This window comes from Methylobacterium radiodurans (assembly GCF_003173735.1).
In the GTDB taxonomy this organism is placed as follows: domain Bacteria; phylum Pseudomonadota; class Alphaproteobacteria; order Rhizobiales; family Beijerinckiaceae; genus Methylobacterium; species Methylobacterium radiodurans.
The window spans coordinates 4,676,959-4,689,555 of sequence record NZ_CP029551.1 but is presented as its reverse complement, the minus strand read 5'-3'; the positions used below and the strand labels follow the sequence as shown (position 1 = coordinate 4,689,555).

11 protein-coding genes are annotated in these 12,597 nt (G+C 71.1%); all 11 read right to left on the bottom strand.

Annotated elements, in window-relative coordinates; all coding sequences use genetic code 11:
• Positions 1 to 93 precede the first annotated feature (93 nt).
• Positions 94 to 1,107 (bottom strand): ABC transporter ATP-binding protein, encoded by a 1,014-nt coding sequence (locus DK427_RS22035; RefSeq protein ID WP_109953248.1) that lies wholly within the window; start codon positions 1,105 to 1,107, stop codon positions 94 to 96.
• A 12-nt stretch (positions 1,108 to 1,119) separates the two neighbouring features.
• Positions 1,120 to 2,112 (bottom strand): ABC transporter ATP-binding protein, encoded by a 993-nt coding sequence (locus tag DK427_RS22030; protein ID WP_245931080.1) that lies wholly within the window; start codon positions 2,110 to 2,112, stop codon positions 1,120 to 1,122.
• 92 nt (positions 2,113 to 2,204) lie between these two features.
• Complete coding sequence (locus DK427_RS22025) at positions 2,205 to 3,134, bottom strand: ABC transporter permease (protein WP_109953246.1); 930 nt, start codon at positions 3,132 to 3,134, stop codon at positions 2,205 to 2,207.
• Positions 3,135 to 3,144: 10 nt separating this feature from the next.
• A complete protein-coding gene (locus DK427_RS22020; protein ID WP_109953245.1) occupies positions 3,145 to 4,098 on the bottom strand; it encodes an ABC transporter permease in 954 nt (317 codons plus the stop codon).
• A gap of 160 nt (positions 4,099 to 4,258) precedes the next feature.
• Complete coding sequence (locus DK427_RS22015) at positions 4,259 to 5,884, bottom strand: ABC transporter substrate-binding protein (RefSeq protein ID WP_109953244.1); 1,626 nt, start codon at positions 5,882 to 5,884, stop codon at positions 4,259 to 4,261.
• 240 nt (positions 5,885 to 6,124) lie between these two features.
• Positions 6,125 to 6,517: an oxalurate catabolism protein HpxZ gene (gene hpxZ / locus DK427_RS22010; protein ID WP_109953243.1), complete on the bottom strand. Its 393-nt coding sequence runs from the start codon at positions 6,515 to 6,517 to the stop codon at positions 6,125 to 6,127.
• A 10-nt stretch (positions 6,518 to 6,527) separates the two neighbouring features.
• Complete coding sequence (locus tag DK427_RS22005) at positions 6,528 to 7,940, bottom strand: AtzE family amidohydrolase (protein WP_425452491.1); 1,413 nt, start codon at positions 7,938 to 7,940, stop codon at positions 6,528 to 6,530.
• A gap of 4 nt (positions 7,941 to 7,944) precedes the next feature.
• The gene (locus tag DK427_RS22000) at positions 7,945 to 8,151 is read right to left on the bottom strand and encodes a DUF4089 domain-containing protein (RefSeq protein ID WP_109953241.1); all 207 of its coding nucleotides are present in this window, start codon (positions 8,149 to 8,151) and stop codon (positions 7,945 to 7,947) included.
• A 128-nt stretch (positions 8,152 to 8,279) separates the two neighbouring features.
• Positions 8,280 to 9,575 (bottom strand): Zn-dependent hydrolase, encoded by a 1,296-nt coding sequence (locus DK427_RS21995; RefSeq protein WP_109953240.1) that lies wholly within the window; start codon positions 9,573 to 9,575, stop codon positions 8,280 to 8,282.
• 326 nt (positions 9,576 to 9,901) lie between these two features.
• The gene (gene guaD, locus DK427_RS21990; protein ID WP_425452608.1) at positions 9,902 to 11,251 is read right to left on the bottom strand and encodes a guanine deaminase; all 1,350 of its coding nucleotides are present in this window, start codon (positions 11,249 to 11,251) and stop codon (positions 9,902 to 9,904) included.
• On the bottom strand, positions 11,248 to 12,588 hold the full coding sequence (locus tag DK427_RS21985) for an NCS2 family permease (RefSeq protein ID WP_109953239.1): 1,341 nt from the start codon (positions 12,586 to 12,588) through the stop codon (positions 11,248 to 11,250). Before DK427_RS21985 ends, guaD begins: the two co-directional genes overlap by 4 nt.
• Between the last annotated feature and the right edge of the window lie 9 nt (positions 12,589 to 12,597).

Sequence of the window (12,597 nt, the reverse complement as noted above, 5' to 3'; positions counted from 1 at the left end):
AATCCCGGGTAAATTCGTAACTCAAAATTAAGGCTGGAATGAAGCGCGCCCCGCTCGCCCTCCCTGTGATCCACAGGCAGGGCGGGGCGTGGTTCAGGCGCAAGCGAGCTCTTGCGGGGCTCGTTCCTCCTGGAATGCGGCGGCGGCCTCTCCGGCCCGCCAGCACGCGGCCTGATGCCCGTCGCCGACGGATCCCAGCGGCGGGCGCTCGCGGCGGCAGCGCTCCTCGGCCAGGAAGCAACGCAGCGCGAAGGGGCAGCCGGGCGGCCGGTTCGTGAGGTCCGGTGGGCTACCCGGAATGGTCTGGAGCCGGGCACCCTTGTCCATCGCGCCCTCGGCGCGACTGCGCAGCAGGCCGATCGTGTAGGGGTGGTGGGGCTCGCGCACCACCTGGCGGGCCGAGCCGGTCTCCACGATGTGGCCCGCATACATCACGCTGATCCGGTCCGCGACCTCGACCGCCGCACCCAGATCGTGCGTCACCAGGATGATCGACAGGCCGAGATCGCGCTGCAGCTCGCGCAGCAGGAGCAGGATCTGGATCTGTACCGTGGCGTCGAGCGCGGTGGTCGGCTCGTCGGCCAGCAGCACCTGCGGCCGGCAGGCCAGCGCGAGCGCGATCATCGCGCGCTGGCGCATGCCGCCCGACATCTCGTGCGGGTAGTTGTCGAGGCGCCGTTCCGGGCTCGGAATGCGGACCCGCTCGAACAGGGCGAGCGCCCGCGCCCGCGCCTCCTGCTTAGAGACCTTCTCGTGGCGCAGGATCGCCTCGGTGATCTGCTGGCCCACCGTGTAGACCGGGTCGAAGGCGAGCAGCGGCTCCTGGAAGATCATCGAGACCTCGCGCCCGCGGTAATCCGCGAGCTCCCGCTTCGAGAGGCCCAGCACGTCGCGGCCCGCGACCGCGACCGCGCCGGTGATCCGGCTGCGGCCCTCGGGAAAGAGACGCAGGATGGCGCGCAGCGTCACGCTCTTGCCGGAGCCGGATTCGCCGATCAGGGCCATGGCCTGGCCGCGCTCGAGCGTGAGATCGACGCCGTCCACCACCTGGACCTTGCCGAAGCCGACCTTGAGGTCCTTCAGCACGACGGCTTGTGTGTCGGTCATGCGCGTCTCTCCTCAGGCTGCGGCCTGGACTGCGGGCGCGGCCGGGTGCCCGGAGCCGGGCTGGCGCGCGAGGCAGGCGGCCCTGTGGGCAGGCCCGACCGGGTCGAGGGGCGGCTCGGTGACCGAGCAGACCGGGGCGACGAGGCGGCAGCGCGGGTGGAAGCGGCAACCGGAGGGCGGGTCGATCGGGTTCGGCGGATCGCCCGCGAGCAGCGCTTCCTGGGTCCGGTTGTCCGGATCGAGGGAAGGCATCGCGTGGAGGAGCGCGTGGGAGTAGGGGTGCGCGGGCTCGGCCAGGACGGTGTCGGACGGGCCGATCTCGGAGACGCGCCCGAGATACATCACCATCACGCGGTCCGAGATGAAGCGGACCACGTTCAGGTCGTGGCTGATGAAGATGTAGGTCAGCCCGAACTCGGCCTTCAGGTCGAGGAGGAGGTTGAGCACCTGCGCCTCGACCGACTTGTCGAGGGCCGAGACCGCCTCGTCCAGGAGCACGAGGCGCGGTTCGAGCGCGAGCGCGCGGGCGATGTTCACGCGCTGGCGCTGGCCGCCCGAGAGCTCGTGCGGGTAGCGGCCGGCGAAGCGCTTCGGCTCCAGGCCGACCCGGGCCAGCAGCGCCCGGGCGCGCTCGACCGCTTGGCGCCCCGGCACGCCGTTGACCTTCGGGCCGAAGGCGATCGAGGCCTCCACCGTCATGCGCGGGTTGAGCGAGGCGTAGGAGTCCTGGAACACCATCTGGACCTGGCGGCGATAGGCGCGCCAGGGCAGCGCCCGGCCGCCCACCGGCTCGCCGTCGAACAGCATGTCGCCGGCATCGCGCTCGATCAGCCCCATCAGGAGCTTGGCGGTAGTGGACTTGCCGCAGCCCGACTCGCCGACGATGCCGAGCGTCTCGCCCTTCAGCGTCTCGAAATCGACGCCGTCGACGGCGCGCACCACCTGCTTCGGGCCGCTGCCCTTGCGGACGGGGAAGTGCTTCTTCAGGCCCGAGACCGAGAGCAGCGGCTGGGCGGGGCCGCCGCGGTCGCGGGGATCGGTTGGCGCCCGGACGAGCGGGTTGGCGAGGGCGGGGGAAGGAGAGAGGGTGGTGACGCTCACTGGCGGATCTCCATGGCCGTCCGCAGGCCGTCCGAGAACAGGTTGAAGGCGATCGAGACGACGAAGATGGCGAGCCCCGGCAGCGCCGCGACCATCGGGTTGACGTAGATCGCGGTGCGCAGGGTGTTCAGCATCAGGCCCCATTCGGGCTCGGGTGGGCGGACGCCGAGGCCGAGGAAGGAGAGGCCCGAGGCCAGGATCATCGACACGCTGATCAGCGAGGTCGCGTAGACGAAGATCGGCCCGACCACGTTGCCGAGCACCTGAACGCGCATGATCGTCAGCGCCGAGGCCCCGGAGAGCTTGGCGGCGTCGATGTAGTCGCGCTTGCGGATGCCCGTCGTCACGCTCTCGGCGACGCGGGCGATCTGGGGCACGAACACGCAGGTCAGCGAGACGATGGCGTTGAAGATGCCGGCGCCGAGCGCGCCGGACAGCGCGATGGCGAGCAGCACCGACGGGAAGGCGAAGAACACGTCGATGGTGCGCATCAGGATCGTGTTGGTCCAGCCGCCGACGTAGCCGGCCAGGATCCCGATGCTGGAGCCGATCGCGAAGGCGATCAGCACGGGCGTCACGCCCATGAAGAGCGAGAGCCGGGCGCCCACCATCAGGCGGCTCAGCATGTCGCGGCCGAGCTCGTCCGAGCCCAGCCAGTAGGTGGCATCGCCGACCGGCTTCAGCCGGCGCAGCATGGAGCCCTTGTAGGGATCCATCGGGGTGATCCAGGGCGCGAAGATCGCCACCAAGACGATGGCGAGGATCACGGCGCCCGCCGCCATGGCGACGGGATCGCGCACGAGCCGGTGGCCGACATGGCCCCAGAAGCCGCGGGAGGGCGCGAAGGCCTCGGCTTCCGCGACGGGGGAGGTGGTCGAGACGGCGCCGTCGAGGGCGACGGAGGCGGCGGTGACGGGTGCAGTCATGGAAGCCTCCTCAGGCCCGCTCGATGCGCGGATCGAGGGCGGTCTGCATCACGTCGACGATGAGGTTGAGGGCCACGAAGAACATCGCCAGCACGAGGATCGAGCCCTGCAGCAGGGGCAGGTCGCGCTGGAAGATCGCGGCGTTCAGGAGGAAGCCGGTGCCGGGCCAGGCGAACACGGTCTCGATCAGGATGGAGCCGCCGAGCAGGTAGCCGAGCTGCAGGCCCATGATGGCGAGCGCGGTCGGGGCGGCATTGCGCACGACGTGCTTGAACACGCCCCACTCGTTCATGCCCTTGGCGCGCAGGGCCTCGACGAAGTCCTGCGCGAGGATGTCCGCCACCAGCGCCCGGACCGTGCGGGCGATGATGCCGGTCGGGATCACCGACATCGTGACCGCCGGCAGGATGATGTAGCGCAGGTGCTCGAAGTCCGGCCGCCAGTTGCCCGAGCCGTCAGGCCCAGCGCCCGTCGGCGGCAGCCAGCCCAGCGTCGCCGAGAAGATGATCACCAGCACCATGCCGAGCCAGTAGTGCGGCACGCTCACCCCGAAGACCGAGAGCGCGGAGGCCGCCCGGTCGAGGATCGAGTTGCGGTGGTAGCCCGCGACGAAGCCGAACAGGGTGCCGAAGGTGAAGCCGATCAGCGTCGCGACCGAGGCCAGGATCAGGCTGTTGACAACCGCGCGGGAGACCTCGCCCAACACCGGGCGGCCGGTGGCGATGGAGATGCCGAGATCGCCCTGAAGCACATGCCAGAGCCAGATCGCGTACTGCACGGGGAGCGGCTTGTCGAAACCGTAGGCCGCGCGCATCTCGTCGATGGTGGCCTGGGTGGCATCCGCCGGCAGCACGGCGCTCAGGGGATCGCCCGGGGCCAGATGCACCAGCGCGAAGCAGACTACGCTGACGCCGAACGCGACGGGCGTGACGTAGAGCAGGCGTTTCAGGATATAGAGCAGCATCGGCCAGGGTTACTCTGCTGTTTTCAGCGGTACGCGCGACATTTGGACGAAACCTCCGAACCGTCCCGGTGCAGACCCGAAGCCCGGACTGGCGAGGGTCCCCTCTCCCGCACGGGAGAGGGGCCTGTCGTGGCTCCGGCCCGCGGGCCGGCGACGGTCGTCAGCGGCCCGCGGTCGCCATCGTGATCTGCGAGAAGTCCTGGAACCAGTTCTGCGCCTGGGTGAAGCCCTTCACCTTGGCGCTCATGGCGCGCGGATTGACGTCGTGCGTGATCATCACGAACAGCGCGTCGTCGACGAACTTCTCCTGGACCTTCTGCAGGACCTTCTCCTGCTCGGACTTGTCGAAGGCGTTGCGCACGCCGTCGAACAGCTTGTCCATCGCCGGATCGCAGTAATAGCCCCAGTTCGTGCCGTTCGGCGGCGCGAGGTTGCACTGCAGGTGGCGGATGAAGCCGGTGAAGGGATCCTGGATGAAGTACGAGTAGTTGATCGCCGAGACGCCGCGGGAGATGTCGGCATTGGCGCCCGCGCGCCAGATGTTGATCAGGGTGTTCCACTCGACCACCTCGAAATCGACCTTGAAGCCGACCTCGGCGAGGCTCTGCTGCACGAACTCGTTCATCGGCAGGGGCTGCATCTGGCCCGAGCCCGAGGCAGAGATCCCGACCTTGATGGCGAGCGGCTTCTGCGGGGTGTAGCCGGCCTCGGCCATCAGCTTCTTGGCGGCCTCGGGATCGTACTTCACGTCGAAGCCGGGCTTGCCGAACCACTGGTGGCCGGGCGGCATGAAGCCCTTGGCCGGGATGGCGAGGCCGCCGAGCAGCTCCTTCAGCCCCTCGCGGTCGATGGCGAGGTTGGCGGCCTTGCGCACCCGGATGTCGTTCCAGGGCGAGCCCTCGATGCGGGAGAGGTGCCAGGTCCAGTTGTGCGGGTAGGCGTTGGTGACGATCTTGAAGCCGGCCGACTTCAGCGAGGCCACGGCGTCGGGGGCGGGGGCCTCGATCCAGTCGACCTGCCCGGAGCGGAGCGCGGCGACGCGGGCATTGGCCTCGGGCAGCGGCACCAGCACGAGCTTGTCGAGCTTCGGAACGCGGGCCTTGTCCCAGTAATTGGCGTTCGGCACCATCTCGGCGCGCTCGCGGGGCGCGAACAGGGTCATCTTCCAGGGGCCGGTGCCGGACGGGGTCTTGGCGAAGGCGTCCCAGTTCTTGCCGAGCTTCTCCCACTGGGCGGGGGAGGACATCATGATCCAGGCGAGCTGGTAGAGCAGGGTGGCGTCGGGCGCCTTGGTGACGACTTCGAGCGTCATCGGGTCGAGCGCCCGGTAGCTCGCCACCGCCGGGATGCGGGTGCGCCCCTGGGCGGACTGGCGCGGGTCGTATTGCGGGGAATCGTTCTTCAGGAGCTTGTCGAGGTTCCAGACCACCGACTCGGCGGTGAAGTCGGAGCCGTCGTGGAACTTCACGCCGGGCCGGATCTTGAAGGTCCACTTCGTCTTGTCGGTCGGATCGACCGTCCAGCTCTCGGCGAGGCCCGGAACGATGTCGGACGGCTTGTCGGCGGAGGAGAGGTCCCAGTTCACCAGCCCGTCGTAGACCGTGTAGCCGGTGAAGCGCATGCCCTCGCCGCCGTTGTCGGCCTGACCGGTGGTCAGCGGGATGTCGGATGCGGTCATGCCGATGCGGAGCACGCCCTGGGCGAGGGCACCCGGCACGGCGACCGACACCGTGAGGGCGCCGGCCAGGGCCGCACGGGCGCCGAAACGTTTCGCGGTTGAGAACATATCGAAGGTGCTGGCTCCGTGGGGGGGACACATCGGTGCCCTTGGGACGCCTCCCCCTATGCAAGGGGTCGGCCAACACCCCCTCCTGCTCCGCGCTTTCTCAGCTGCGCCGCAATCCGGCGCGCGCGAGATCATCGCTCGACTTGAGCGAGGCCTTCGGCGAGGCCCGGAGCGTGCGCGTTTTTCGGGGCGGATGCTTGGCGGGGCATCCGGACTCGCGCCCGCACCGAGCCCGGCGCCTCACGCCGGCCCCTCGTCGTCGATGACGCTCACATGGGCGGCGACGATCTTCCAACCCTCGGGCAGGCGCGCCCAGGTCTGGCTCTGGCGCCCGACCCGGCCGGGCGCCCCCTCGCGCCGGAACAGGGTCATGGCGGTGGCGAAGTCGCGGCCGTAGGTGGTGATCACGGTCCGCTCCAGGGTGCGGGCGAGACCGGCGGGCGAGCGGGACCGCCGGAAGGCCCGGATCGCGTCCATGCCGTAGAGGTTCTCCCCCGCGCCGTACCGGATGGTGAGGGGGTCGTCGCGGAACAGGGCTTCGAGCGTCGCCACGTCGTTGCCGACGAGGGCGGCCTCGTAGACCCGGAACAGCGCCTCGACCTCGGCCTTCACAGCGGGATCGTCGATCTGCATCGCAACCTCCTCAGCCCTGCGCGACGGACGGCATCGCGACGGGTGCCGCGACCGCGCCGACCCGCTCCAGGTGTCGGGCGACGCGCAAAGCCGCCTCCTCTCGCCAGGGCGCGGCGATGACCTGGACGCCGAGCGGCAGGCCGTCGTCGAGCCGGACCGGCACCGCCACGACCGGCAGGCCGATGAACGAGATCGGCTGCGTGAACAGGCCGATATTGGCGCGCACCGGCAGCTCGACCCCGTCGATCACGAAGTGGGTCTGGCCGCGGCGCGGGGCGCGGCAGGGCGTTGCCGGCGCGAGGATCACGTCGACCTCGCCCAGGAGATCCAGCACCGCCGCGCGGTACCAGCGGCGGAAGCGCTGCGCGCGCTCGACATGGGGGGCGGGGATCATCGCGCCCGCGATCAGGCGGTCGCGCACCGCGGGATCGAAGTCGGCGGCGCGCGCACGCAGGCGGTCGAGATGGAGGGCGGCGCCCTCGGCGGCGGTGATCAGGTAGGCGGCGGCACGGGCACGGCGCGCCTCCGGAATCTCGACCGTCCGGCTGGCGCCGAGCGCGTCGGCCACCCGCGCGACGGCCGCGAAGGCCTCCGGATCGCCGCCGCCCGCGAAGTAGCCGCCCGCGACCGCGATGCGCAGATCCGCGATGCCGGAGTCCAGAACCGGCAGGACGGGCTCGGGCGCGCGGTCCGTCGCGACCGGATCGGCCGGGTCCGGCCCCTGCATCGCGTCGTAGGCGCGGGCGAGGTCGCCGACGCTGCGCGCCATCGGCCCGAGATGGTCGAGGCTGCCCACGAAGGGGAAGCTGCCCGCCCGGCTCAGGCGCCCGTAGGTCGGCTTCAGGCCGAAGCAGCCGCAGAAGGCCGAGGGCACGCGGATCGAGCCGTTGGTGTCGGAGCCGAGGGCGAGCGGCACGAGACCCGCCGCCACCGCCGCGCCCGAGCCGCCCGACGAGCCGCCGCTCATATGGGCCGGGTCATGCGGATTTCGGCTGTCGCCGTCGTGCACGTTCTCGCCGGTGAAGTCGTAGGCGTACTCGCCCATGTTGAGCGCGCCGACGAGGATCGCGCCCGCCGCCTCCAGGCGCTCGACGAGCGTCGCGTCGCGGGTGGCCGGCGGCCGTTCGCGGTTGATCCGCGCGCCCGCGCGGGTCGGCAGGCCGGCGACGTCGATGAGGTTCTTGACCGCGACGGGCACGCCGGCGAGCGGGCCCCGGACCCGGCCTGCATCGACCGCCTCGGCCCGCGCCCGCGCCCGCGCGGCGGTCACGTCCGTGAAGGCGTTCACCGCCGGGTCGAGGGCCGCGATGCGCGCGAGCGTCGCCTCGGTCACCGTGCGGGCGCTGACGCGGCCGGCGGCCACCGCCTCCGCCACCGCACCGGCCCCGGCCGTGCTCCAATCCGTCATGGTCTCGTCAGTCATGGTCCTAGGCCTCGAAGACCGGGGCCGCCTCGGCCTCGTCGGGCAGGGGGAAGCCCGCGACGAGGTCGGCGGCGGCGAAGAGCACCGCGAGGTTGCGGCGGACCGGCTCGATCCAGGCGGGATCGAGGGCGAGCCCTAGGAGCGGGGCGGCGGCAGTAGCGTAGGCCGTGAGATCCGGCGTCTCCGGCGTATCGGGCGGGACAGGGGCCATCGGGTTCCTCGTGGACAGGGAATGGGCGCGGGGCAGCGAACTGCCCATCATGCGGGCAGCCGCGCGCGGTTCTGCGGGAGGACAGAGCAGGTCGGCGGTCGACCAGATGCCTTTTTCTTGAGCAAAGCTCACTCCGCCATCGGCTTGCCCAGCGGCTGGTCATCCATCGGGGCGTTGGCGAGTGTGAGCAGAGTGTGCAGCAGAACGTCTGCGCCGGCCGCGCAATCGGCGGAGGTGGCCGATTCTGACTCGTTGTGGCTGACGCCGTCCTTGCAGGGCACGAAGATCATCGCGGCCGGCATCAGCCCGGCGAGGTTGCAGGCGTCGTGGCCGGCGCCCGAGATGATGCGGCGGCGGCTGAGCCCCAGCCCCTCGGCGGCGCCGTCGACCGCCGCCACCAGGCGCGGATGGAACGGCACCGGCTCCTTGCGCCAGATCCGGGTGAGTTCGAGGCTGAGGTTGCGCCGGGCGCCGATCTCGGCGGCGGCCTCGTTCAGCGCGGCCTCCAACGCGTCGAGCACCGCCGAGGCCGGGTCGCGCACGTCGAGGGTGAAGCGGATCTGGCCCGGCACGACGTTGCGCGAGGGACTGACGATCTCGGCCTCGCCCATCGTGGCGACGGCGGAGGGCGCGTGCGCCAGCGCAATGCGCTCGACCGCCAGCGCGAACTCGGCCAAGCCCAGCATCGCATCCCGGCGGCGCGGCATCGGGGTGGTGCCGGCATGGCTCTCGAAGCCCGTCACCGTGCCATCGAACCACGCGATGCCCTGGCCGCCCTCGACCACGCCGATGGTCCGGCCCTCCGCCTCCAGGATCGGGCCCTGCTCGATGTGCAGTTCCACGAAGGCGCCGATCTCGCGCGCGCCGACCGGTTCGCCGCCCTGGTACCCGATGGATTCCAGCGCCTCGGAAACGCTGACGCCCTTCGCGTCGCGCTTCTGCAGGATCTCCTCCGTGGTGAACTCCCCCGCATAGGCCGCCGAGGCCATCATGGCGGGGGCGAAGCGAGAGCCCTCCTCGTTGGTCCAGTTGACGAGGAGTAATGGCGCCTCGGTCTCGATGCCGGCGTCGTTCAGGCTGCGCATCACCTCGAGGCCGGCCAACACGCCGAGGATCCCGTCGAACTTGCCGCCGGTCGGCTGGGTGTCAAGATGCGAGCCGCAGGCGACGGGCTTCCGGCTCATGTCGCGGCCGCGCCGCAGGGCGAACTGGGTGCCGAGCGCGTCGGTGCCGACTTCCAGCCCCGCCGCCTCGCAGGCGTCCCGGAACCAGTCGCGCACCGCGCGGTCCTCCTCCGACAGGGTGAGACGGTTGATCCCGCCGGCAGGGGTCGCGCCGAAGCGCGCGGTCTCCATCAGGGTGGACCAGAGGCGCGATCCGTCCACGCGCAGGTTGTGGGTCTTCGTCGGGGTCTCGACTGACATCAGCAACGCATCCTCTCGCCGGCATGAACCGGGACCGGCGGGCTCAGGGTACAGGTTCGGCGCGCGGCGTGTCGCCCGCGCGCCGCACTGGACCAGCAACTGGAATGCCAGCCGCCCGGGCCGACCGCGCACCGAGCCATGCACCGAACGCAGAGTTATGGGATCCCAAAGGGCCCGAGGCCCTTTCGGCGCCTGAAGGCGCGGCAGGCGGCGTCTGGGGCGCGCAGCCCCGGATTGGAGCCTCTGCCCCGGCAAAGCCGGGACGGAGGCTCCAAATGCAGGGCTCTGCCCTGCACCCGCGAAAGGTCTCGACCTTTCGAAACCGATCACCCCGGGTAACGGTACGGATCGGGCGTGCGCGCCGCCTCGTAGACCGGCTCGCCTGCGACCCAGGTTGCCTGCACGCGCTCGGGTCCGAGGGTCATCTGGACGAACAGAAGCTCCTCGATGTCGGTGCAGTAGCGGGCCCGGTGGGCGAGGAGCGGCGAGGCCGCCGTGTCGAGCACGCAGAGATCGGCCTCGTAGCCGACCGCGATGCGGCCAATCCGGTCCTCCAGGTGCAGCGCCTCGGCGCCGCCCGCGGTGGCGAGCCAGAGGGCGCGCACCGCGTCGAGCTTGTCGCCGCGGAGCGCCGCCACCTTGTAGGCCTCGCCCAGCGTCCGCACGAGCGAGAGCGTGGTGCCGGCCCCGACATCGGTGCCGAGCCCGACCCGGACCGGGCGGCGCGGGTCGAGCGCGTCGAAGAGGCGGAACAGGCCGCTACCGAGGAAGAGGTTCGAGGTCGGGCAATGCGACAGCGCCGCGCCGGTGCGGTGGCAGGTGCAGAAATCCTCCTCCGCGACATGGATCGCGTGGCCGAAGACCGCGCGCGGCCCGACGAGCCCCGCGTGGGCGTAGACGTCGAGGTAGCTCGCGCGGGCGGGGAAGAGGTCGCGCACCCAGGCGACCTCGGCCGGGCTCTCACTCAGGTGGGTCTGGAGATAGAGCCCGTCGTGCTCCCGCAGCAGCGCGCCGGCCGCGTCGAGCTGCGCCTCGGTGCAGGCCGGGGCGAAGCGCGGCGTCACGCCGTAGAGCTGGCGCCCCCGCCCGTGCCAGCGCCGGATCAGGGCCTCGCTCTCGCGGTAGCCGCGCTCGGCGGTGTCGAGGAGGGCGGAGGGCGCGTTCCGGTCCATCAGGACCTTGCCGGCCACCATCCGGGTGTTGAAGCGCTCGGACTCGGCGAAGAAGGCGTCGACCGAGTGCGGGTGGACCGTGCAGTAGACGGCGGCCGTGGTGGTGCCGCAGGCCAGCACCTCGCGCAGGAACAGCCGCGCCGTGTCCTCGGCGTGACGCCGGTCCGCGAAGGACACCTCCGCCGGAAAGGTGTAGCGCTCCAGCCAGCCGAGCAGCTGCGCCCCGAAGGCGCCGACCATCTGGATCTGCGGATAGTGCACGTGGGTGTCGACGAGCCCCGGCAGGATCAGCGCGTCGGGGTATTCCGTCGGCACCACGCCCGCAGGCAGGGCCGCCTTCGTCAACTCGTATCCGCCGAAGGCGGTGACGCGCCCGCCCTGCATCACGACGAGCCCGTCCTCGTGGTGGACGAGGCAGGAGCCGGGCTCGGCGAGGAACGGGTTCCCCTTGAGCGTGAGAACGCGGCCGCGGACGGCCCGGATGGTGTCGGCGGGTGCGGTCAGTGGGCGGCTCCGGTGGCGACGAACTTGAGGAGGAACAGGGCGGCGATAACCCAGGCCACCGGCTTCACATCGCGCGCCCGGCCGGTCAGCAGCTTCAGCACCGCGTAGGTGATGAAGCCGAAGGCGACGCCCGTGGCGATCGAGTAGGTGAAGGGCATGAGGAGCGCGGTCACGCAGGCAGGGATCACCTCCGTGAGGTCGTCCCAGTCGAGATCGACCAGTTCGCGCAGCATGAGGCAGGCGACGTAGAACAGAGCCGGCGCGGTCGCGTAGGGCGGCACCGAGCCGGCGAGCGGGGCGAAGAACAGGCAGGCCAGGAACAGGACGGCGACCGTCACCGCGGTGAGCCCGGTGCGCCCGCCCTCCTCGACGCCCGACGCGCTCTCCAGATAGGCGGTGGTGCTCGACGTGCCGAGCAGCGAGCCGGCGAAGATCGCGGCGGAATCGGCCATCAGAGCCCGGTCGAGCCCTCCCGTGCGCTCCGGCGTGAGCAGGCCCGCCCGGCTCGCCACGCCCATCAGCGTGCCGGTGGCGTCGAACAGCTCCACCAGGAACAGCACCAGCACGACGTTGAGGATCCCGGCCGAGAGCGCGCCGGAGAGATCGAGCGCCAGGAAGGTCGGCGCGAGCGAGGGCGGCATCGAGACCACGCCGCCGAAGCTGTTTCCGGCGACGAGGAAGCTCAATGTGGTCACGCCGAGGATCGAGATCAGCAGTGCGGCCTTCACCTTGCGGACCGAGAGCACCGCCACCGCCAGGAAGCCGAGGACGGCCAGCACCGTGCCGGGCCTGTGCAGGTCGCCGAGCGTCACGAAGGTCGCGGGGCTGGCCGCGACGATGCCGGCATTCTTGAGCGCGATGATCGCCAGGAACAGGCCGATCCCGACCGTGATCGCGATCCGCATGGAGCGCGGGATGCCGTCCACGATCACTCGGCGCAGGCCGGTCAGCGTCACGACGAGGAAGCAGAGCCCGGAGACGAACACCGCGCCGAGCGCCGCCTGCCACGTGTAGCCCATGCCGAGCACCACGACGTAGGCGAAGTAGGCGTTGAGCCCCATGCCGGGCGCCATCGCCACCGGCCAGTTGGCCAGCAGGCCCATGACCGCCGAGCCCAGCGCCGCCGCGAGGCAGGTCGCCACGAAGACGGCGCCCCGGTCCATGCCGGCGTCGGCGAGGATGCTCGGGTTGATGAAGACGATGTAGGCCATCGTCAGGAAGGTGGTCAGCCCCGCCAGCATCTCGGTGCGGGCGGTGGTGCCGTGCGCCCGGAGCCGGAACAGGCGCTCCAGCGGGCCGCCCGGCCGGGCCGGTGCGATGTCGGGTGTCGCGTCCATGCCGTCCCC